The 21748-nt window shown below is 63.9% G+C and carries 16 protein-coding genes; 9 read left to right on the forward strand and 7 right to left on the reverse strand.

Annotated elements, in window-relative coordinates; genetic code table 11:
* Positions 1 to 89: 89 nt before the first annotated feature.
* The 4 genes from I5E68_RS03870 (at position 90) to I5E68_RS03885 (ending at position 9345) form a co-directional block, all read left to right on the forward strand.
* Entirely contained in the window at positions 90 to 2909 is a 2820-nt protein-coding gene (locus I5E68_RS03870) for a TonB-dependent receptor (RefSeq protein WP_197160933.1), read from the forward strand.
* Positions 2910 to 2921: 12 nt separating this feature from the next.
* Positions 2922 to 4466 carry a S10 family peptidase gene (locus I5E68_RS03875; protein WP_228726809.1) on the forward strand — a complete coding sequence of 515 codons (1545 nt, stop codon included), beginning with the start codon at positions 2922 to 2924 and terminating at the stop codon, positions 4464 to 4466.
* A 110-nt stretch (positions 4467 to 4576) separates the two neighbouring features.
* Entirely contained in the window at positions 4577 to 6175 is a 1599-nt protein-coding gene (locus I5E68_RS03880) for a S10 family peptidase (RefSeq protein WP_197160935.1), read from the forward strand.
* Positions 6176 to 6465: 290 nt separating this feature from the next.
* Positions 6466 to 9345 (forward strand): TonB-dependent receptor domain-containing protein, encoded by a 2880-nt coding sequence (locus I5E68_RS03885; RefSeq protein ID WP_228726810.1) that lies wholly within the window; start codon positions 6466 to 6468, stop codon positions 9343 to 9345.
* Between the two features lie 126 nt (positions 9346 to 9471).
* Here the strand turns inward: I5E68_RS03885 and I5E68_RS03890 are convergent, their stop codons facing one another.
* The 6 genes from I5E68_RS03890 to I5E68_RS03915 all read right to left on the reverse strand — a co-directional run bounded on the left by I5E68_RS03890 (position 9472) and on the right by I5E68_RS03915 (position 15669).
* On the reverse strand, positions 9472 to 10755 hold the full coding sequence (locus I5E68_RS03890) for a polysaccharide pyruvyl transferase family protein (RefSeq protein ID WP_323982080.1): 1284 nt from the start codon (positions 10753 to 10755) through the stop codon (positions 9472 to 9474).
* Between the two features lie 216 nt (positions 10756 to 10971).
* On the reverse strand, positions 10972 to 11811 hold the full coding sequence (locus I5E68_RS03895) for a sulfotransferase family protein (RefSeq protein ID WP_197160941.1): 840 nt from the start codon (positions 11809 to 11811) through the stop codon (positions 10972 to 10974).
* A gap of 446 nt (positions 11812 to 12257) precedes the next feature.
* Positions 12258 to 12731, reverse strand: a complete 474-nt coding sequence (locus tag I5E68_RS03900; RefSeq protein ID WP_197160943.1) for a nuclear transport factor 2 family protein — start codon at positions 12729 to 12731, stop codon at positions 12258 to 12260.
* Between the two features lie 25 nt (positions 12732 to 12756).
* Positions 12757 to 13461, reverse strand: a complete 705-nt coding sequence (locus I5E68_RS03905; protein ID WP_197160945.1) for a hypothetical protein — start codon at positions 13459 to 13461, stop codon at positions 12757 to 12759.
* Between the two features lie 38 nt (positions 13462 to 13499).
* Positions 13500 to 14558, reverse strand: a complete 1059-nt coding sequence (locus tag I5E68_RS03910; protein ID WP_197160947.1) for an LLM class flavin-dependent oxidoreductase — start codon at positions 14556 to 14558, stop codon at positions 13500 to 13502.
* Positions 14551 to 15669: an alkene reductase gene (locus tag I5E68_RS03915; RefSeq protein ID WP_197160949.1), complete on the reverse strand. Its 1119-nt coding sequence runs from the start codon at positions 15667 to 15669 to the stop codon at positions 14551 to 14553. The genes I5E68_RS03910 and I5E68_RS03915 overlap by 8 nt, the downstream gene beginning before the upstream one ends.
* Before the next feature lie 104 nt (positions 15670 to 15773).
* Between I5E68_RS03915 and I5E68_RS03920 the strand changes: the two genes are divergently transcribed.
* Positions 15774 to 16712, forward strand: a complete 939-nt coding sequence (locus I5E68_RS03920) for a LysR family transcriptional regulator (RefSeq protein ID WP_197160951.1) — start codon at positions 15774 to 15776, stop codon at positions 16710 to 16712.
* A gap of 288 nt (positions 16713 to 17000) precedes the next feature.
* Here I5E68_RS03920 and I5E68_RS03925 read toward each other — a convergent pair whose 3' ends face one another.
* Entirely contained in the window at positions 17001 to 17687 is a 687-nt protein-coding gene (locus I5E68_RS03925; RefSeq protein ID WP_197160953.1) for a FadR/GntR family transcriptional regulator, read from the reverse strand.
* A 191-nt stretch (positions 17688 to 17878) separates the two neighbouring features.
* On the opposite strand from I5E68_RS03925, the gene I5E68_RS03930 reads away from it, so the two are divergent.
* Genes I5E68_RS03930 through I5E68_RS03945 form a run of 4 tightly spaced genes read left to right on the forward strand, consistent with a single transcriptional unit; the run spans position 17879 to position 21732 of the window.
* Positions 17879 to 19360 (forward strand): aldehyde dehydrogenase family protein, encoded by a 1482-nt coding sequence (locus I5E68_RS03930; RefSeq protein WP_197160955.1) that lies wholly within the window; start codon positions 17879 to 17881, stop codon positions 19358 to 19360.
* Between the two features lie 3 nt (positions 19361 to 19363).
* Entirely contained in the window at positions 19364 to 20152 is a 789-nt protein-coding gene (locus tag I5E68_RS03935; RefSeq protein WP_197160957.1) for a carboxymuconolactone decarboxylase family protein, read from the forward strand.
* Between the two features lie 9 nt (positions 20153 to 20161).
* Positions 20162 to 20926 (forward strand): SDR family NAD(P)-dependent oxidoreductase, encoded by a 765-nt coding sequence (locus I5E68_RS03940; RefSeq protein WP_228726812.1) that lies wholly within the window; start codon positions 20162 to 20164, stop codon positions 20924 to 20926.
* A complete protein-coding gene (locus I5E68_RS03945; RefSeq protein WP_197160961.1) occupies positions 20923 to 21732 on the forward strand; it encodes an NAD(P)-dependent oxidoreductase in 810 nt (269 codons plus the stop codon). The genes I5E68_RS03940 and I5E68_RS03945 overlap by 4 nt, the downstream gene beginning before the upstream one ends.
* Positions 21733 to 21748: the final 16 nt, after the last annotated feature.

Raw genomic sequence — 21748 nt, forward strand, 5'->3', positions numbered from 1 at the left:
GCGGGCCGGAGACCGGATCCAGTCCGGTCCGGATGACGGCGCGTGTACCGGGAAATTCCAGTGGTGCAACGGTGGCGTCGGGGGCAAGCATGAACAACCTCAATCGGTTTCTTATTTCCGCATCTCTTGTTCCGGCTGTCATCGCGGCCGCTCCGGCACAGGCGCAGCAGCGCATCATCAATGTCCCGGCAGGCGAGGCCAACAAGACGATCCCCGAATTCGCGCGGCAATCGGGGCTCGAGATTCTCGCGCCGGCCGAGCGTCTCGGCGGGGTCAAGACCCCCGCCATCATCGGCACGGTCGACGTGCGCGAGAGACTGCAGCGCCTCATCCTGCCCGCCGGGCTGGAGATATCGACGTTCCGCAACGGCATCGTGACGCTGCGCTATCGCGAACGTGGCCGTTTCGAAGGCGGGCCTTCCGCGCGCGCAGGGCTCACTTTCGCATCGGCCAGCGGCGGCGGCTTGGCGATGCGCAGCGCGGGACGCGTGCCCACGGCCTCCGCGGCAGCCGCAGCCAGTTCGGCGCAGCCTGTGGAGGACGAGCTTCCGGGCGAGATTCTCGTTACCGCGACCAAGCAGGCCACCTCGATCAGTCGCGTGCCGATGAGCATCACCGCGCTTCCGACCGAGGAGATGGACAAGCGCAACATCCGCAGCTTTGCGGATGTGGTACGCACTGTCCCTGCGCTTTCGCTGCAGTCCTCGCCGATCGCGGACCGCATCCCCAATATCTCGATCCGCGGCGTCGCCTCGTCGAACGGCGCGCCCACGACCGGGATCTACCTGGACGACACCCCGCTGCAGAAGCGCAATGCCATCGGCATCTCGGGCAGCGGTACGCCGACCCCCCAGCTCTTCGACCTCGAGCGGGTGGAAGTCTTGCGCGGTCCGCAGGGCACGCTGTTCGGCGGCTCCTCGCTTGGCGGCACGATCCGCTTCATCACGCCAACGCCCAGTCTCGTCGATTCCAGCCTCTACGGGCGTGCCGAGGTCGGCTTCATCAAGTCGGGCGGGACGACTTACGACCTCGGGCTGGCGCTCGGCATCCCGCTGGTGGAGGACCGTCTCGGGCTGCGGGTCAGCGGCACCCTGCGCCGCTTCGGCGGGTACATCGATCACGTCGACCGTCTGACCGGCGAGACACTTGCCAAGGATACCAACACGACCGACGAATTCGCCTTTCGCGGTGCCTTGCTGTTCCAGGCGAGTGACGCGCTGGCAATTACGCCCTCGGTCTATTATTCGCGCAACCGGCAGGACGATGCAGATACCCAGTGGGAGACCGTCCCCGAAACCACCTTCGGCGGATACACCTACCCGGAGGCGACCTTCGGGCCCTATGAGACCGGCATCAACTGCAACTACGGCGACATCTACGTCGATACCGCCGAGAAGTGCACCATCGTGCAACCGCGCACCACCGAGATATTCCTGCCCTCGCTCAAGCTGGAATACGATCTGGGTGGGGCTTCGCTGACCTCGGTGACTTCCTACCTGCATGACAAGACCTGGGGGCGCGCGGACTATACTTACGTCGAACCGGCCAATTTTCAGGGCGGATTTCCCTTCGTCTCCGATCTCACGAGCTACCAGTCGACGCCGATCTACGAGAACACGCGCGACGGTTTCATCCAGGAGCTGCGGATGGCCGGAACGAACACCGGGCGCTTCTCGTGGATCGCGGGGGTCTATTTCGCGCACTACGACAACAATTCGAACTATCACATCATCGCCAATCTCGAGGATCTGACCCAGGCGACCTTCGGGATCACGCCCGAGCAGTTGATGGGTGTGGGTGTGGAGCCAGGCAACATCACCTATCATCGCGACCAGAACCTCGAGGAAACCTCGCTCGCGGCCTTCGGCGAGGCCAGCTACGAGCTGGTGGACAAGCTCAAGCTCATTGCCGGAGTGCGCGTATCGCGCGAGAAATTCGCATACGACCAGGTGACGGCAGGTACCTTCGCCGGATTTCTCGAGCCCACCACGCAGAACGGCGGGTTGACGCAAGGGACCGTCAAGGAGACGCCGGTCACGCCCAAGTTCGGCCTGCAGTACCAGATCGACCGCTCGAACATGGTCTATGCCACCGTCGCCAAAGGCTTTCGCGTGGGCGGCGTGAACCAGCCGCCGCCAGCTGCGCGTTGCGGGGCCGACCTGGAGGCACTGGGCATTTCGTCATCGCCCGACACCTACGGGGCGGACTCGCTGTGGAGCTACGAAGTCGGCGCGAAGCTGCGCAGTGCCAATGCCAAGGCGAGCCTCGCGGGCAGCGCCTACTACATCGACTGGTCGAACATCCAGACCGCCTACGGCCTGCCGACCTGCGGCTTTGGCTATACCATCAATGGCGGCAAGGCGGTCTCCAAGGGGTTCGACATGCAAGTCGCGTTCGAACTCTTCGAGGGACTGCGCCTTGACGGGCAGGTCGCCTACACCGATGCCAAGTACACCCAGGACGTCATCGGTCCGGAGCCGGGCTTTACCACTTACGTTGCCGACGGCGATGCGCTGCCGGTGCCGGACTGGAGCTTCAACCTCGGCTTCGACTATGTCCGTCCGCTGGGAGGGTTCGAGGCCTTCCTCCATGCCGACTACCAGCACAACTCGGCCTACCAGAATTCCTCCGGTCCGTTCACCGCGAGCTTTTCGCCCGATACCTACCGCACGGGCGCGACGAACTTCGTGACCGCGCGCGCAGGGCTTGGCCGCGACGGCTGGAAGGTCTCGCTCTACATCGACAACCTGTTCAATTCGCGTGACGTCATGGGTCGCTACGGCGGGCGCACGAGCTGCAGCGCAGGCGGCGGCGATCCTTGCGCGTCGTACCGCAGCTACGTTTATCCGTATCAATACGGAACCTTGCGCCCCCGCACGATCGGGGCAACCTTCACCATCCGTCGATAAGGAAGTCGCACGATGAAGAAACTGGTCGCAGTGTGCTGCGCGGCGCTCCTGGCAATGCCTGCAGCCGGAAAGGCCCTGGCTCAGGACAAGAAGGGCGAGGACGCTCCCGCTGCGGTGCTCGCCGACGACAAGGAGCGCACCGTCAGCAAGACGATGCACTATTCCGCCGCCGGCAAAAGCTACGACTATACCGCCACTGCGGGCACGCTCACCGTTCGTGACGACGATGCGCAGGCGGTGGCGAGCATGTTCTACACTGCCTATACGCGCCCGGCAGCGAAGGGAGCGCCCAAGCGGCCGGTCACCTTCTTCTTCAATGGCGGTCCCGGGTCGGCGAGCCTGTGGCTCAACATCGGCGCTTTCGGCCCGCGCCGCGCGCCGACCGCCACCCCCGATCCGACGCCGCCCGCGCCCTATGCGCTGGTCGACAATCCCCACACGCTGCTCGACAAGAGCGACCTCGTCTTCATCGACGCGGTGGGTACGGGGTATTCGCGGGCCATCGGCGCGGCGAGCGGCAAGGACTTCTGGGGCGTCGATCCGGACGTCGATTCCTTTGCCCGGGCGATCACGCGCTACCTGACGATCACCGATCACTGGAACGCGCCGCGCTTCCTCTTCGGGGAATCGTATGGCACCACGCGCGCCGCCTCGCTTGTCTATCGCCTTCAGAACCAGGGGCTTGACTTCAACGGTGTCGTCCTGCTCTCGACCTACCTGAACAGCGCGACCGGCGCGCCGGGCGTCGACATTGCCGACATCAACTTCCTGCCCACGCTCGCCGCGACTGCCTGGTATCATAATCGCTCGGCGACGCACCCGGCGCAGCTCGATAGCTACCTCGCGGAAGTGCGCGCATTCGCGCTCGGGGACTATGCTTCGGCACTGCTGCGAGCCGACGGTCTGAGCCCGGACGAGGAGCAGGCAATCGCGCAGCGCATGAGCGGCTACACCGGCCTGTCGGTACCCTATCTCCTGGCAAATCACCTGCGCGTTGGCATGGAGGCGTTCCGCGAGGAACTCCTCGCCGACCGCAGCCTGATCGTCGGTCGGTTCGATACGCGTTTCGTGGGACCCAAGTCCTACACCGTCGGCGGAGGGGCGATGGACCCGGCGACCAACGATGCCGCCACGGCGGGCGTGAACAGCGCACACCTCTCGACCTATCGCCAGCATCTTGCCGACGAGATCGGGTACCGCACCGACCTGCAGTACCGGCCGCTCTACAACATGGTCATTTCGGCGAACTGGGATCACCGTCACCGCGCACCGGGGATGAACGGCCTGCTCAATTCCCCCAATACCGCGCTCGACCTTGCCGCCGCGATGCAGCGCAATGCCAACCTCAAGGTGCTGGTCATGGGCGGGGTCTACGATCTCGCGACACCTTTCGCCCAGGCCGAGTTCGACATCTCGCACCTCTACCTGTTGCCCGACCGGCGCGCGAACCTCGCCTTCAAGCACTACGAGTCCGGCCACATGACCTATGTCGACGAGGCGGTCGCCGGGCAGATGAAGGTCGATCTCGACGCCTTCTACGCCAGGGCGGCCCCCTGACCCGCGCGCCGGTCCGTTCCCGATAGCGACAGCGGCACGGTTCCCCGAACCGCTTCGGGGGGCTGTGCGCCTGCGAGCGCGTCCAAAGTTTCCAAGGAGATAGTCAAGCGATGTCGATCCGGTTCGAAACGCGCAAGTCGGCGGCCGCAACGCGCCTCGCCGCAGCTTGTCTCGCAGGTCTCGCGATCGCCTCGCCGCCCGCCGCAGCCGCCCGCCCGCAAGGCAAGGCGGAGGCAGGCAGCGAGGTCACGGCGAACGCTGTGGTCGCGGTCCGCGAAGTGGCGCGCGTACCCGTCGAGGAACAGGCGGTTACCACCCGTCATGCGATCGAGGTGCGCGGGCAGCGCATTGCCTACGCGGCTACGGCGGGAACGCTGACACTGCGCGACAAGGCCGGACTGCCCGGTGCGAGCATGTTCTACGTGGCCTACGTCGCCGACCGGCCCAAGGGCAGCAAGCCGAGGCCACTGACCTTCGTCTACAACGGGGGACCGGGCGCGGCCTCGATCTGGCTGCACATGGGCTCTTATGGACCGATGCGGATCGAGGCGCCGGCGCCGGGAGAGGTGCTGAGCGCGCCTTACGCACTCAAGGCGAACGACCAGACCTTGCTGGGAGACACCGACCTGGTGTTTCTCGATGCGATCAGTACCGGCTACTCGCGCACCTTCGATCCCGGCGACGTCTCGCGCTATTGGGGCAACGACCAGGATGCGGACGCCTTCGCCGAGGCGATCAAGCGCTATCTCGACATCAACGATCGCTGGAATTCGACCAAGTACCTCTTCGGCGAGTCCTACGGGACGACACGGAGCGCGATCCTGAGCCATCGCCTGCACGAGGAAGGCATCGACCTCTCGGGCGTGATCCTGATGTCCTCGATCCTGAACTTCGCGCAGCGTGCGCCGGGGCTCGACCGGATGGCGATCAACCATATCCCGACTTACGCGGCAACTGCCTGGTACCACGGCAAGGTTGCGGCCCCGGGCAACGATGTCGCGGCGCTCGTCGCCGAGGCCCGCGCCTTTGCTTCGGGGCCCTACACGCTGGCACTGGCAAAGGGACATGCGATATCGGCGCAGGAGAAGCGCGCCGTTGCTGACCGGTTGGCCGCGCTCACGGGTATCTCCGCCGATTACTACCTGCATTCGGACCTGCGCATCATGCCCGAGCGGTTCCGCAAGGAACTGCTGCGCGAGCGCGGAGCCGTGATCGGCGGCTTCGACACGCGCTACGAGGCGTTCGAGGCGGACGGCATGGCCGATGCGGTGGCGAGCAGTCCCGACGATGCGGCGATAGGCGGGGCCTATGTGATGTTGCTGCGGCAGTATCTCTCGCAGGAGCTCGGGTACCGGACCGATCTCGATTACGTTGTCTCGAATAGCGGTCCGATGTTCCGGCAGTGGGACTGGAGCCACCAGCCGCCTGCAGGGCCCCGGCAGAACGCGCTTGCCAATGTCGCGGGCGATCTTGGCGTGGCGATGCGGACCAACCCGAAGCTCAGGGTGCTCTCGCTCAATGGCTACTACGACCTCTCGACCCCGTTCTTCGCCACCGAGTTCGACCTGTCGCACCTTTACCTTCCACCTGCGCTGCAGCAGAACATCGACATGCGCTTCTATGCTTCGGGCCACATGCTCTACCTCGAGCCCGACGCGCTCGTGAAGACGCGCGACGCGATTGCGGATTTCGTGTCGCGCGACAGGTGAGGGCTGGCCGCAAGGCCGCCGTCGTCCTGACGGGAAGGGGCTCGGAGCATGTCCCGCGCCGGGGCCAGCTTGCTGTGCGTCGGGCATCGGTGCGCGCGGTGTGTCGACGACAGCCTGAAAAATGCGCCAAACGATTGCATCTCGCCTGAAAGTTGCAAAACCCGCTTGACATCTTCTGATAATAAATATCGTATACGATATAGCACCGGGGGAGGGCCCGGTACGGATCAGAGGATATAGAGATGAAATTGCGCAGGTCTTCGGCAACGCATCTGCGAGCTCTGCTCCTGTTGAGCAGCTTTGCCGTCAGCGTCCCCAGTTTCGGGCAGACGCAAGGTTTCAACGCGGAAGAGGATGCGAGCGCAGCCCGGGCAAGCGACATCGTCGTCACCGGTACCCGCATCCGCCGTGCAGCCGCCGAGAGCCCGTCGCCGATCGCGGTCGTCAATGCAGACCAGATCAAGGCTACCGGCACCCAGAACATCACCGACGTCGTCAACCAGCTTCCCGCGCTCGCGGTGACGCAGACCAACCAGACCAGCAACCTTGCCGGCAATGCGGGTATCAACGCCCTCGACCTGCGCGGCATGGGCACGCAGCGCACGCTCGTTCTGGTCGACGGGCGCCGTCAGGTCGCGGCGATCCCCGGCACTTCGGCGGTCGATCTGAGCAACATTCCCTCGAGCCTCGTCGAGCGCGTCGAGGTCATTACCGGCGGCGCCTCGGCGCTCTATGGCGCCGATGCCGTTGCGGGTGTCGCCAACTTCATCCTCAAGAAGGACTTCTCCGGGATCGAGGCCAATACGCGGTACAACGCCTCGACGCGCGGAGACATGGACACCTACGGCTTCGACATGCTGGCCGGGGCCAACTTCGCCGACAATCGCGGCAATGTCACTGTCTACGGCTTCTACGAGAACACGCCGGGCACGGTGAGCGGCTCGGACCGTCCGTGGACCGCCGATGGCTACCCGATCTATTCACGCGCCGATTCCTCGCAGCGCTACGTCGTTCAGGACCACGTGCGCAACATCAACACGTCCGACTCTGCACAGGTCGTGCTGGGCGGCCAGCTCTATGCGATCGACCGCGACACGGGCGCCCTGCGCGCACCGATCCTGGGGCCGGGTGGCTTCGTCAACGCGCGCCCCGTCGACCTTGATACCTCGACCGAGCCGCTCGGCACGCTGCTGACCGACGGGGGCGAGTACAACGGGCGCTACGATGGCTGGTTCCTCTCGGTTCCCTCGCGGCGCATCAACACCCGCGCCTCGGCGAGCTTCGAAGTGTCCGACGCACTCAACCTCTTCGCGAACGCGACTTATGCGGACAACGCCTCCAAGGCGGGTTACCTGCAGATGACGGCCTTCGGCACCGACGTCGTTCCCGCCGACAGCCCGTTCATCACCGACGAGATCCGCGCGGCAGCGGGCGGTTCGGTGCCCGCCGGCGGGCTGCAGTTTGCGCGCCGCTTCATGGAATTGCCCGCACCGCGTACCGAGTACGATCGCACCATGTTCCAGGCTGTTGCCGGGGCCCAGGGTGACTTCTCGCTGTTCTCGCAGCCGTGGAACTACTCGGCCTACTACAGTTACGGCAAGACGACCCAGCGCGTGCGCGACGTCAACTCGACTGCCTATGACCGCTGGTATCTCGGTCTCGACAGCACCACCGATGCCGATGGCAATGCGATCTGCCGCTCGACGCTCGACGATCCGGGCAATGGCTGCGTTGCGATCAACCCGCTGGTAACGCTGACCCCGGAGATGATCGACTACGTCACCTATTCGACCCATGCCTCGAAATCGACGCTGACCCAGCAGGTCGTCTCGGGCTACGTCAGCGGCGGCCTGTTCGAGCTTCCCGGTGGCGCGGTGCAGCTCGTGATGGGTGCGGAATACCGCAAGGAGCGCAACGATATCGGTGCGATCCCCGAGTACGATCCCGATAGCCCGCTCTTCGATCCCACGATCGGCACCACCGCGGGCACGCTTGTCGGTAACTATTCGGTCAAGGAAGCCTTCGGCGAGTTGCACGTGCCGATCCTGAAGGCGGTGCCGTTCTTCGATACGCTCTCGATCGACGGGGCGCTGCGTCTTTCGGACTACAGCACGGCCGGGCGTACCACGACCTGGAAGGTGGGCGGCGAATGGGCACCGATCCCCGATGTGCGCTTCCGCGCGACCTACGGGCAGGCGGTGCGCGCACCCAACATCGGCGAGCTTTACACCGCCAACAGCATCTCGGGCCTGTGGATCACCGACCCGTGCAACGACTATAACCTGCAGAACCGGGTCGAGCGCACCGAGTATACCGCCGCCAACTGCGCCATACTCAACCCCGCCGATACCGCCAGCTACTGGCTTTACCGGGACATCATCTCCAGCGGCAATCTGGAGCTGAAGCCCGAGACCGCCAAGACGCTGACCGTGGGTGCGGTCATGCAGCCGCGCTTCGTGCCCGGCCTCTCGCTCACCGTCGACTACTACAATATCGACCTGCGCAATGCGATCGACGCCTTCGGTCCGCAGACGCTGATCAACAAGTGCGTCGACCAGCCCACGCTCGACAACATCTTCTGTCCGCTGATCGAGCGTGACGAGAACGGCAATCTGGAATCGGTCGCCAGCCAAAAGCTCAACCTTGCCCAGTACCTGACGCGCGGCATCGACTTCGGGCTGGGCTATTCGCTCCCGCTCGAGAATGTCGGGCTCGGCAAGGGCAGGCTCTCGATCGATGCGAACTACACCCGCCTGCTCAAGCGTCGCTACACGCTCGATCCCGACGATCCCAACTCGGTGACCGAATATGCCGGGGTCTTCGGCTCGCCCAAGTGGAAGGGCGTCGTGCGCACCAGCTATGCCAACGAGGGCTTCTACTTCACCTGGACGCTGCGCCACTTCTCGCCGATGCGTTCGAGCTCGACCGTAACGGCAGAGGACTACGAGGACGTCTATACCCCCGATGTCTTCTACAACGATTTTTCGCTGTCGGCGCCGCTCACCGAATCCATCGAAATCTCGGGTGGCCTCAACAACGCTTTCGACCGCAAGCCGCCGCGTATTCCCGGTGCAGAAGCGGGTGGCGCGAATTTCGAGCTGAGCTACCAGTCGGGCGTCTACGACGTCATCGGTCGCACGTTCTGGCTCTCGCTGCGCTTCCACCGCTGAGCCGAAGAATAGAGGCTCGGGGCGGGCGTTATGCCTGCCCCGAGCCCCTTGTCGGCCGGGTCCGGACGGTCGGGGGAAGGCGGTCCGGACCTAGCGACTTGCCCGGGCAAGCGCGTGGCAGCTGGTTCAGATCGATGCCTGCCAGTCGATTGGCGCGGGTGCGAGCCCGGTGCCGAATGCTGCGCCGGCAGGCTGGGTGCGCAAGGCAGCCAAGGCGTCGTCGACAACGGAGCTGGACTGGATGTCCTTCAGGCACCGGCCTATCGTGGCCGCTTCGCATTCATGCTTCGCGCTCATCTGGTCGATCGTTTCGACCATGCGGTCTACGCCCGGGTCCCTTATGTCGAACACGTAGTCCTGCTGATGGAAATGGGCCGCGAGATCCGTGTACTTGCTCGCCCAACCGAGAATGATCGCGGGGACACCGCTCCTGTAGGCGAACACCACCGAGTGGTATCGCGAAGCGACGATGTACTTGAAACGACTGATGATATCTATCAGGTCGGGACTTGAGTATTCACCCGAGATCACACCGATGCCGGCCCTGTCGACCACCTTTGCGAGGACGCTGTCGACCAGGCCCTTGTCGGCGGTCGAGGTGTTGACGATGTAGACCTGCTCGCCCTTCTCGATCAGCTTGTCGAGTATCCGGGCGTAGAGGCTGGTGACGGCTTCGTGATCGCCGATCCGGCAGATGTTCTCGTTGACGATGAACCCGACCGAGCCGCGCCCTGGATATTGTACCGGGGTGTCATCGTGAACCTTGCAGATGTCGCTCGATGTCGGGAAAGCCTTCTCCCTGATGACGAGGTCGGCCGAGAGAGCCACGTTCTCCAGCCCCAGGTCCGTCAGGCAGGCATAGCCTTCGCTCTCGCGTGCGTAGATCTTCGTGCAATAGGACAGCTCGCGTTTGACCTGCCTCAGAAAACCGGTGTTGTCGCCGTCGTCCCAGTCGAACGGGCCGAAGCTTTGCGGCATCAGGATGATCTTCTTGCCGTAGCGCCTCGCAATGCCGATGGTCTGCAGCAGCAGGGCGCCGCCCTGCTTGCTCCAGCCCGATCCGAGCGTGTAGCCACTGGCATCGAAGATGGCATCGGCCTCGCGCAGGGCCTTGTCCATTGCCGCGATCTGGCCGTCCCACTTGTCGCTCTTGCGCCACAGGCCGACGGCATGGGTCAGCAGGGGCTCGAGCAGCGCCGCCCTGTTCAGGTGGTATTTGAAGATGCCGCGGGTGTAGTCGTCATAGGGCATTATGCGAAAGGCATATTGCTCCGGTGTGTCGTACTTGTTGGCAAAGCCGACGATATCGCAGTCCCTGTATGTTTTCTTGAGGGCGCAATACAGGGATAGAAACATGGCCTGGGAGCCTTTGTTTCTCATCTGTATGCCGGTTATTATGAACTTCTTCATTATGCCCCCTTCGCCATCCAGAAATTGATTTGTTGCATGTCACTGTTGCAATTTCTGTCGATGGCGATGATATTTATTCGCTTCAATGTACCAGCGGCGGGAGCAGGGGGCATCTGCGTAAAGCGGATTACCACGTTATCGACGCGTCGTGCGGGCGGTGGCGAAACTGGCTTCCCGCAATGGATATCCGCAATGTCCGTCCCGGATCATCGCGTATCACTGCGCCGGGCTGGTGCCTGCGTACCAGTGGGTGAGCGATTGGCCGCTGATCTGCTCGAGCGCCTCGATCGAGGGGCTGTAGTAGTCATTGAGGCGCTTGCGCAGCTCGCTCGTCAGCTGCGGGTAGCGCGTCTGGCGCGCGATCAGGCTGCGTGCCGCCTTGAATGCGGCCGTGTCGCGTCGGGTGCGCACAATCGGTTTCAGCCAGGCAAGGCGCTTGCGCAGATGGGCGGGGACCACGGCAGCGGTCTTGTCCTTGACCTTCATCGCTGCATCCGCGGCAAGAGGGTGTGCGGGCAGCCCAAGGTGCGCGCGAACCTGGGCCATCTGCACTTGTGGCGCCTCGGCAACCCCCTCGAAGAACAGGATGAGCAGCTTCTCGCGGCCGAACAGGTCGATATAGCTTTGCAGGTGCGCCGCGAAATTGCCCGAGCCCAGGATCTGGGCGTTTTCGCCCAGCGAAGGATCGAGGTGCGCGGTGATGTTCGCGCCGACCTCGCCGCGCCTGAACAGCATGCAGTAGCTCGAATAGGCGCGCTCGACCGGATTGCGCAGCTGGGCGATGAGTTTGACCTGCGGCAGGTCGCGGTGGAGGCGCTGGGCCGCTTCACCTGCATAGAGGTAGGAATTGGATTTCTCGCCGATGGTCTTGCCATGCGCGCTGGGGGCGAACTGTGACAGGTACCATTGCTCGCCGCGCTCGTATTCGCGCGAGAAGTAATGAAGTTCCGGATCCGGCATGTAGACTGCCGGGTCCGATTGCAGCTGTGTCTGGAGCCATGTCGTCGCCGACTTTGCTGCCCCGATTATGACGAAGTCGATGTCCTTGAGCTGCATGGGCCGATAACGCCTCTGGTTGGACTACGGGAGCGCAGAGCCTCGGGCAGCACCCATGCCGCGCAAGGGGTATCCGCATGACCTTGGCAAGACAGCCACTTCCCGGTTCTGTTGGCTTCCCGAGAGATATCCGGCAGCGCGGCAGCGGGCAAGATTGCCCCAGCGCCCGCAAAGGGCGCTCCGGCGGGCCGTTCGTGTCAGAATGCTGGCTAATAAGGTTCTGAAAGATAGACCATTACTTGAACGGATATTTTGGAATCCAGTCCATTTTGGGCAGGGTATCATCCCGGAAAAGTGCCGCGTGCGAAAACGAGAGCCTTCCGGCAAAATCGAACATGCCGGAAGGCGCGAAAGAGTCCTGTGACGCCTGCCGAACGGGCTGACCTTGGCGTCAGGGCTCGGCGATTATATCGCGATGGGCGCAGCGGCGGCGCAGTGGGGCAAGCTCAGTCACGATCTGCAACTGAAGTCGAAGGGGGTGGGCTGGAAGCTGGCCAGACGACATCGAGGCGGCTGCGGGTGATGCGCCAGGCGTCGTCGATGCGGCGGTATTCGTCGGCGTAGAGGCCCAGCAGCAGGAGGGGATCGGGATCGGCCTTGGAGGCAGTTTCGAAGTCGACGAGATAGCAGCTGCCGGTTGCCGTGTCGGGCCCGGTCAGTTCGATCAGGTGGTTGGCGATGGGGTGCATGAAGGGGTAGTGGCACCGCCCGTCGCGGTCGAACAACGCATAGGCATCCTTCAGTCCGGCCTTGATCGCATCCAGGCCCTCCATCCGGCCGACGGTCACCTCGACCACGGCATCTGCGGCGAAGACCTCGTCGAGTTCGTCGATCCGGTTGCCGTCGAGAAGATGCGAATAGCGGATGCGCAGGTCGCGAATCTCGTCCTTGTCGATCAGGGCGCGTAGCTTGTCTTGCATGGTTTCGTAGACCTTCTGGTGGGGCTCAGGCTGGTACGAGAGGCTGGATCGTGGGGAGAGGTTCGCGAACATCGTCGCGAACGGCAAGGCGCAGCGACGACGGCGCGGCAGGCTCGCCGCCGATCCAGCTCGCGAGGGCCTCATAGGACGAGCTGCCATCCGGAGCGTTCGTCAGGACAGACAGAGCATTGACGTTGTCCCCCATGGCCGAGCGCAAGTCCTGACTGTTCGCATCAACGGCCTCGCCAAGACCGCCCAGCTCGGCGTGAAGCCGCGCGAGCACGCGGTTGCTGGCCCAGGACGGTTCAAAGACGGGGCGGGTGTTCGGCAGCATCGGCGTCTTGTCGAGGGCGAGGAAGCGGGGTTCGCCGCCGAAGGCGATCTGCGTTTCGTAACTGATGATAGAGCCATGCACCGCGCCATCCGCGCCCGGCGCCTGGTAGGCGACGAGAAACGCGAGGCGTCCACTATCCGGGGCGAGGTCCTCGTAGACCGAGTGGAGGATATGGTGCGAGCTGACTTCGTCCGGAACCGCAGCGAACCATGCGCGCAGGGACTCGTGATCCTGTGCGAAGAGGCGCTGCCCGCGGTGTCCCGAGAGGCGCACTTGCGGATCGAAGATCGCAAGATGCGCCTCCAGGTCGCCACCGGGTGCCTCGAAAAAGGCAAACCACCGGTGGGCGAGGGAGAGGGCGATGTGATGGCGCTGGGCCGTGGGGATGGCGTTCAAGTCAGCCTCCTTCATCGGGGGGAAGCGTGGAGCGGTCCTTACGCCCGCAGCGCCGCGCTCAGCGCCTTCACGGCGTTGGTGCGCGCAGCTTCGCCCGGCATCATCAGGTTGATCATGACTTCGTTCGTGCCATAGGCCGCGCCAAGGGCACGCAACTGCGCGAGGACCTGCTCGGCCGTGCCCGAGATCAGGCGGCCTTCGTTGCCCGCGCGCGTCGCGAGCTGCTGCTGCGTCCAGACGTGGGCCGCGCTCGTCTCCAGCGAGGGCACGCGGTCGAACTGCGTGTGGCTCTCGGCGTGGGTGAGCCACAGGTGGAACGCGTCGGCATAGGCGGCGGCCTCCTCCTCGGTATCGCCTAGGGCCACGAAGACCGCCACGACGACCTGCGGACGCTGGGCAAAGTGGGAGGGACGGAAGGCCTCGCGATAGACCTTGCTGGCATCTGCCCCCCGGCGCGTGGGATTGATGAAGTGCGCGAAGGTGAAGCCAAGGCCCGCCTCGGCCGCGATCTGGGCGGTCGATCCCGAGGCCCCCAGCACGAAAGGCTGGGGCGGGCTCGGCGTTTCGGGCCGCGCCTTCATGCCCGAATAGCGCGATCCGGCCGGATGCGAACCCGTCACGAAGCCGAGCAGGTCGGACACCTTCTGCGGATAGGGAAGCGGGCTGCTCTTCTCGTCGTTGAGCGCGCCGCTGACCCGCTGGTCGCCGCCCGGCGCGCGGCCGAATCCCAGGTCGATGCGGCCGGGGAACAGGGCTTCGAGAAGCTGGTAGTTCTCCGCGATCTTGAGGCTGGAGTAGTTCGGCAACAGCACCCCGCCCGAACCGACACGGATGCGCGAGGTGCCCGAGGCGACATGCGACATCAGGATTTCCGGCGAGTTGCTGGCGGTCGCCGAGATGCCGTGATGTTCGGAGACCCAGTAGCGGTGAAAGCCTTCCTGTTCGGCCAGCTGTGCAAGGCGCAGCGAGGCGCCAAAGGCATCGGTGGGGCTCTGTCCTTCATCGACCGGCGCATAGTCCAGCAGGCTGAGGCGCAGCGACGCGGTGTCGCTGGCCGTGTCGCGGTCGTTCTCGTGGTGGATGTCAGGTTTAGCCATTTTGGGCGGCCTCCTCTTCGGTCCAGGTGGGGTAATCGGTGTAGCCGCGCGCCCCGAGGTCCCCGTACCAGGTGGCGCGGTCGGCGGGGTGGATCGGGTGGCCTGCGCGCATGCGTTCGACCAGGTCGGGGTTGGCGATGAACGGGCGGCCGAAGGCGATGAGGTCAAGCTCGCCCGACTGCAGCGCGGCCTCGGCGCTGTCCTTCTCGAAGCCGCCCGCGGCAATCAGCGTGCCGGTGTAGGTGGTGCGGAAATCGCGCGCGAAGGTCTCGGGCATCTTTTCCGCGCCGATCGTCAGCTGGTCGCTGAGGTGGACGTAGGCGAGACTGCGCTTTTCAAATTCGCCCGCCAGCGTGACCCAGGTCTCGGCCTCGTCGGCGTAGGGTTCCATGCCGAAGAGGCGGCCGAACGGGGAGACGCGCACACCCACGCGGTTGCTGCCAATCTCCGCGCTGATCGCATCGAGCGTCTCGAGCAGGAAGCGCAGGCGGTTCTCGATCGAGCCGCCGTAGCGGTCCTCACGCTGATTCAGCGCACCATTGACGAACTGCTCGAAGAGATAGCCATTGGCGCCGTGCAGCTCGACCCCGTCGAAACCGGCGTCGATGGCCGTGCGTGCGGCGCGCACGAAGTCCTGCGTGATGCGCACGACTTCCTCGGTTTCCAGCGCGCGCGGCGGGCTTGCCGCCAGGCTCTTGGCGACGCCGTCCTCGTCACGCCCGAAGGCCCAGACGTTTTCGCCCACCGTGGCCGAGGACGAGACAGGCGATTGCCCTTCGCCCAGGATCGAGGTGTGCGAGACCCGGCCCACGTGCCAGAGCTGGGCGAACATGCGCCCGCCCTTGGCGTGGACGGCGTCGGTCACGCGGCGCCAGCCCGCGGCCTGCTCGGCCGTGTAGAGGCCGGGGTTGAAGAGGTATCCGCAGCCTTCCAGTGAAACAGGCGCGCCTTCGCTGATGATGAGGCCCGCGCCCGCGCGCTGGCTGTAGTACTTCACGGTGAGGTCATCAGGCACGGTGTCGAGCGCCCGGGCCCGGGTCATCGGCGCCATGACGACACGGTTGCGCAGCGTGAGGCCGGAGAGGTCGAAGGGCTCGAAAAGCTTTGTCATGGGTATCCTGGTAAGTCTGTGGGGACGGTTGCAGCTTACCTAGAGTGGAATTGGGATTGGATAATCCCCTTGCTATTCCAGTCACTCGTTCCCACAGTTGCGCAATGGACAGGCAGGACCGCTTCGCCGGGTTGAGCGAATTTGTCGCGACAGTGCGCTTGGGAAGCTTCGCGGCGGCAGCGCGCGCGCTGGGCGTTACGGGCTCGGCCATAGGCAAGAGTATCTCGCGCCTCGAGGCTCGGCTCGGGACAAAGCTCCTGCACCGCACGACGCGGCGATTGACGCTGACGGCTGAAGGCCAGCTCTATCTCGATGCCTGCCAGCGGATCATCGATGACTTGGAAGGCACCGAACTGGCGATGGCTTCGGGCCGGGATACGCCAGTGGGAACGCTGCACCTCAACCTGCCCGCCGCCTTCGGTCGCAAGCATGTGATGCCGATTCTCCTGCAGCTTACGCAGCAATATCGGCAACTCGACCTGTCCGTGATGTTCACCGAGCGCACCTCCAACGTCATTGACGAAGGCATCGATCTTGCCGTGCGGATCGGCGCACTCGGCAACGATGCAGACCTGACCGCGCGGCGGGTAGGTACCCAGCGCCTCCTGATCTGCGCCTCGCCCGACTATCTTGCTCGTCACGGCGCGCCCGCAGCCCCTGCGGAACTGATGCAGCGCGATTGCATCATCGGATGGCGCAGGGCTCCCCGCCCGACCTGGCTGCTCAAGGACGAAGCCGGGGGTGAAATCGCCCAGGAAGTGAAAGTCCGCCACGAATTCAGCGACGGCGAAGCGATCGTCGCGGCGGTACTGGCCGGAGAAGGCTTGTCGCAGTTGCCGACCTGGCTGATCGACAAGGAGCTGGCCTCAGGCGCCCTGGTCGCGGTGCTTGAGGAATTTGCAGGGGCCGAAATGCCCATCCACCTCGTCTGGCCCAGTTCCCGCTACGAACAGCCTCGTCTGCGCATCGTGATCGATGCCCTGGCAGCCGCGGCGCAAGCGCAGGGATCCGGCTTTACGCCGGAAGCCCTGTCCCGCGACTGATGTCTTCTGGTCATTTATGAAGGAAGTGGCCTGGTAGCATCCAGACTGACAAGCATCGCACGGTAGTACCGATGAACGTCACAGTGCGTGTTGCGGTCGAGGAAGCTTGTTATGCAGGACCCACCGATAACGTGATCGAGTATCACTGCAAGCCGATAAGCTAAGGCAAGAAGGCCTCCAGGCGCTTGGCGAATGAGACCGGCATCAACGTGCAGCCGGGTGTTCTTCGCCACACACTGAAGCGATCCTGAAAGCGGACATTCAGCGCTTCCATTCACAGGCAGCCAATTACCCATCCTTGCCGATAGCCGACAGGATCAGCATCCGGTTGTTTCGATGCGCTTCGAAGCGGGCAAGTTCAGGGTCGTTATCGAGGATCGCCGCAATGATCCGCTGGCGTCCGGCAACCCAGCGTTCGTTGTCTATCGCGGCTTTGTGTAGTGGGCTGCTCGACCAGTCGTCCGAGAACCGCAGCGCTACGCGGGTCAGCAATTCGAACAGAGGGCGTTCGACCATGGCGAACAGGACATTCTGGAACTCCTTCTCCAGCGTTGTAATCGCCTCGAAACCGCTTGCCTGACTGATCCGCGGCAGGAGGGCCATAAGGTCGTCCTTGCATTTGGTGCTCGTACCTCGCGCCGCTGCCACAACGAGCTCGTCGAACAGCAGTGAGGTGATGTCGAGCACCTCTTCCCAACCGACAGGATCGCTGCGAATAAAGGCGGCCAGCGCACGTTCGAGCGAAGCTGCATTGGGCCTCGAGCCATAATAACCGCCGCTCGGCCCGCGCCTGACGTCGAGTAACCCCTCATGTTCGAGCACGCGTGCGGCCTGCTGCACAGTCACGATGCCCACGCCCAGCTCTTCTGCGATGGAACGTAGCGATCCGATGCGTTCGCCCGGCTCTCTTGCGTAGATCATGGCGCGCAAACGCTCAGCACTCGCCTGTGCCAGTCCGCTGCTCGATTGTTCCATGTTGGTCGCCAATTCTGGTACCCCCAGCTTGCACAATATGTGCGTATTTCTCGTCCATAACGCCGGAGCGATGTCTAATCGACGCCGTATTCAGTCTCCACAGGCTTAATATAGGCATATTTTCCAATCAAGGCCGGCATGAGTCGCCACATGGCCAAAGCTGAAAGAAAAAGCCTGAGAGGATATTCTTCGTGACATTCCAGAAGCCCGACAACGACATCCTGCCCCGCTCCACCCTTGTCATTGGTGACAGTGCGGAAGAAAATGGCAGCGGCGAAAGCTACGCGCATGTCTATCCCGCGACCGGTACGGTCACGCGCGAGATCAGGCTGGCCAATGCCGACGATGTTGACCGGGCTGCGGCGGCGGCGCGTGCAGCCTTTCCCGCCTGGCGTGCGATGCCGGGCGATAAGCGCCGTGACTTGTTCATGAAGCTGGCCGGTGTGCTCGAGGCGAGGTCTGCTGAATTTATTCCCAGCCTCGTTTCGGAAAACGGGTCGGTAGCGATGACCGCACCCTACATGGGCTATGATGCGGCACAGAAGTTCCGCTATTTCGGCGGCTGGTGCGACAAAATTCACGGGCGCACCATCCCGATGTGGGGTGCTCCCGCGCACGATTATGTCGCTTACGACCCCTTCGGAACGATCGGCATCATCATCCCTTGGAACGGCCCCCTGTTCGCCGCCACCATGGTGATGGCCCCGGCGCTGGCCGCGGGCAATTGCATCGTCCTCAAGGCTCCGGACATCGCGCCCTACAGCACGATGAAGCTGATGGAGATCATCGGCGATGTCGGCTTTCCGCCCGGCGTGGTCAATCTGGTCACTGGCGGTGCCGAGGCGGGCGACGCGATGGTAGCGCATCCCGCCATCGACAAGATCGAATTCATCGGCTCGGGCCGGACCGCGCAAAAGGTGCTGACGCGCGCGGCTGAGCGGCTGAAGCCGGTCGGCCTCGAACTGGGTGGAAAATCAGCGGTGATCGTGTTCGACGATGCCGATCTGATGGCAGCCGCGAAGAAGGGGTTGGGCGGCGCCGTCTCCTCCAACGGCCAAGGCTGCGTCAACGGCACGCGGCTGCTCGTCCAGCGCGGCGTCTATGACAAGTATCTGGGCATTTTGTCGCAGATGGCGGCCCATGTCGCCACAGGCGATCCGTTCGATCCGAAGACGGTGCTGGGCCCGGTAATTTCCGAAAGCGCGCTCAAGCGTATTTCGGGCATGGTCGAACGCGGCGTCGGCGGAGGCGGTCGCATCGTTGCGGGTGGCGACAGGCTGGGCGGCGAATGCAGCGATGGTTTCTTCCTGCCCGTGACCATCCTTGCCGATGTCGAGAACGAGAGCGAAATCGCGCAGAATGAAGTGTTCGGCCCGGTCCTAGCCGTCACCCCTTTCGATACCGAAGAGGAAGCGATCGCGCTAGCCAATGGCACCGAATACGGGCTGGGCGCTTATGTTCACACGCAGAACTTGCGCCGCGCGCATCATGTTACGGGCCAGCTTCAGGCGGGCATGATCCATGTGAATGGCGGGGGTGAGGCGATGCAGCCGAATTGCCCATTCGGCGGCTTCAAGAAGAGCGGCCACGGACGTCTGGGCGGTGTAGAAGGGCTGCACGAATTCTTGCAGCCCAAGAACATCTGGATGAGCCTCGCGGCGCCTGAGGGTTAAGCCATGGCCATGCTCGATCCAGCCCAGCGCCGCGCGCAGGGCGCGAAACTGCAAGCCGAATATACAGCAACAGAAGTCGCGCCGGCCACGACACCGGTCGGCGAAAGCTGGCGCGACTTCATTTTTGCCGAAATCTGGTCGCGGCCCGGACTGGAATTGCGGGCGCGCTTCCTGATCTCACTGGCATCGGCGGCGGGGGCGGGCGATCCAAGAGCTGTCAACGCCTATGCGCGAGGCGCGCTGCAGACGGGCACTCTGTCGCAGGTCGAACTGCGCGAGGCCGCCCTGCATGTCGCTGTCTATAGCGGGTGGAGCGCCGGTAGGCTGATCGATGAAGAAGTCGGCAATGCCATTGGCGAACTGGGACTTGACCCTGTCGAGACGGAGCCACTGGTCGGCAAGCCATGGGATCCGCAGGAGCGGATGGAACGCGGCTTTGCCGAGTTCAACAATGTAATGACCTTCGACGGCCCGCGTGTCGGTAACGGCTTCGCCTATCTGCAGGACGGCATCCTGAACTTCGTGTTCGGGGAAATGTGGCACCGCGAGGGTCTGGACCAGCGGTCCCGCCGCTTCCTCACGCTCGTGGGGGTAGCCGACAGCGCGGCAAACACGCCAATCCGTAGCCATTTCCATGCCGCCATGGGCAGCGGTAACTGCACTGCGGAGGAACTGCATGAATTCGTGCTGCAATATGGCGTCCACGCAGGTTGGCCCAAGGCCTCGGTTGTGCAGGGCGTGATCTTTGAAGTGGCAGCCAAGATCGAAAAAGGACTGCCCTGGGATGGGTGAGGAGAAACAATGATGGGCATTGAAATCGACATGAGCGGCAAGGTCGCGCTGGTGACCGGCGCAGCGTCCGGGCTGGGTCGGGCCACCGCGATCAAGCTGGCAGAGGCAGGTGCGGATCTGTGCATCGTCGACCTCAACGAAGAGGGCTTGGAAGAGACAGAGCAGATGCTTGCGTCAAGTGGTCGGCAGGTCCTCGTCCACGCTGCTGACCTTTCCGACAGCGCGGCCTGCACGGGCGCGGTTGACGCGGCCATCGCCGAATTTTCCCGGCTCGATGCGCTGTGCAACGTGGCAGGCGTGATCTTCCTCGCCAATTCGCACGAGATGACGGACGAACGGTGGGGCCTGACCATGGCGGTCAATCTGACGGCCCCGTTCATCCTGTCGCGCGCGGCCATTCCGCATCTGCTCGAAAGCAAAGGTGCGATTGTCAATGTCACCTCCTCGGCGGCGTTTATCGGTGAGGCCTACGCTGCAGCCTATTGCGCGACCAAGGCGGGCTTGTTGAACATGACCAAGGCGATGGCGATGGAATACATGTACCAGCCCATCCGCATCAATTCGGTCGCCCCCGGCGGCATGGCGACCAATATCGCTGCCAATTTCCGCCCGCCGGAAGGCGCGAACATCGATCTTATCAAGCGCTTCAGCCCGATGCGCGGTGTGGTCGAGGTGAACGATGTCGCCGACATGGTCGCCATGCTCTGCTCACCTGCAGGCAATGGTTATCACGGTGCCTGTGTGAGCCTCGACAAGGGAATCACCGCAGGATGAGCGCGCGGCCCGTCATCGGCTTCATCGGTCTGGGCAGCCAGGGCGGCCCGATGGCCGAACGCATCCTCGACGCAGATTTCAACCTGATGGTCTGGGCACGGCGGCCTGAAGCGCTCGAACCATTCGTGGCGAAGGGCGCGCGGACCTCGCCCTCCGTTGAAGAGTTGGGTGCTGGGTGTGATCAAGTCTGCGTATGCGTCGTCGACGATGCGGGCGTCGCGCAGATCTGCGACCAGCTGATCCCCGCGATGCAGCCGGGCAGCTGCCTCGTCATCCATTCGACCATCCTGCCCGAAAGCTGCGTCGCGCTTGCCAAAGACTGTGCGGCGAAAGGCATCGGCTTCCTCGACGCGCCCGTCAGCGGGGGCGGCCCGGCGGCTGCGGCAGGCAAGCTGACCGTGATGTGCGGCGGCGATGCGGACAGCTTCGCCCGGTGTGAGCCGGTCTTTGCCAGTTTCGCGGGGCTGACCGTGCATCTGGGCGAAGCTGGTTCGGGCCAGCGCGCCAAGATCGTCAACAACTCGCTGATGGCGGCCAGCATGGGCCTTGCCCACGCGGCCATGCAGGCCGCGGGCGGGCTCGACATTGACCGCGCTGCCTTTGCAGAGCTGGTCAAGGGCAGCAGCGGGCGGAGCTTCGGTTTCGAAACCTATGCCCGCCTGCCCGAACCGTCGGTCTTCGCCCACGGCGCCGCGCTGCTGGCGAAAGACGTCGACCTGCTCAAATCCACTCTCCCCGGCGACGATGGCGCCGAGCTTTTGCGCACCACCGCCATGACCTTTCTCGACGCCGCGCGCGGCGAATGACCAACGGAGTACACCC

It is taken from the genome of Novosphingobium aureum, from assembly GCF_015865035.1.
GTDB lineage: Bacteria > Pseudomonadota > Alphaproteobacteria > Sphingomonadales > Sphingomonadaceae > Novosphingobium > Novosphingobium aureum.

Bases quoted from the DNA above. Each gene is read 5' to 3' on its own strand.
- I5E68_RS03870 (WP_197160933.1), top strand. From the start codon at position 90: ATGAACAACCTCAATCGGTTTCTTATTTCCGCATCTCTTGTTCCGGCT.
- I5E68_RS03875 (WP_228726809.1), top strand. From the start codon at position 2,922: ATGAAGAAACTGGTCGCAGTGTGCTGCGCGGCGCTCCTGGCAATGCCT.
- I5E68_RS03880 (WP_197160935.1), top strand. From the start codon at position 4,577: ATGTCGATCCGGTTCGAAACGCGCAAGTCGGCGGCCGCAACGCGCCTC.
- I5E68_RS03890 (WP_323982080.1), bottom strand. From the start codon at position 10,755: ATGAAGAAGTTCATAATAACCGGCATACAGATGAGAAACAAAGGCTCC.
- I5E68_RS03895 (WP_197160941.1), bottom strand. From the start codon at position 11,811: ATGCAGCTCAAGGACATCGACTTCGTCATAATCGGGGCAGCAAAGTCG.
- I5E68_RS03900 (WP_197160943.1), bottom strand. From the start codon at position 12,731: ATGCAAGACAAGCTACGCGCCCTGATCGACAAGGACGAGATTCGCGAC.
- I5E68_RS03910 (WP_197160947.1), bottom strand. From the start codon at position 14,558: ATGGCTAAACCTGACATCCACCACGAGAACGACCGCGACACGGCCAGC.
- I5E68_RS03915 (WP_197160949.1), bottom strand. From the start codon at position 15,669: ATGACAAAGCTTTTCGAGCCCTTCGACCTCTCCGGCCTCACGCTGCGC.
- I5E68_RS03920 (WP_197160951.1), top strand. From the start codon at position 15,774: ATGGACAGGCAGGACCGCTTCGCCGGGTTGAGCGAATTTGTCGCGACA.
- I5E68_RS03925 (WP_197160953.1), bottom strand. From the start codon at position 17,687: ATGGAACAATCGAGCAGCGGACTGGCACAGGCGAGTGCTGAGCGTTTG.
- I5E68_RS03935 (WP_197160957.1), top strand. From the start codon at position 19,364: ATGGCCATGCTCGATCCAGCCCAGCGCCGCGCGCAGGGCGCGAAACTG.
- I5E68_RS03940 (WP_228726812.1), top strand. From the start codon at position 20,162: ATGATGGGCATTGAAATCGACATGAGCGGCAAGGTCGCGCTGGTGACC.
- I5E68_RS03945 (WP_197160961.1), top strand. From the start codon at position 20,923: ATGAGCGCGCGGCCCGTCATCGGCTTCATCGGTCTGGGCAGCCAGGGC.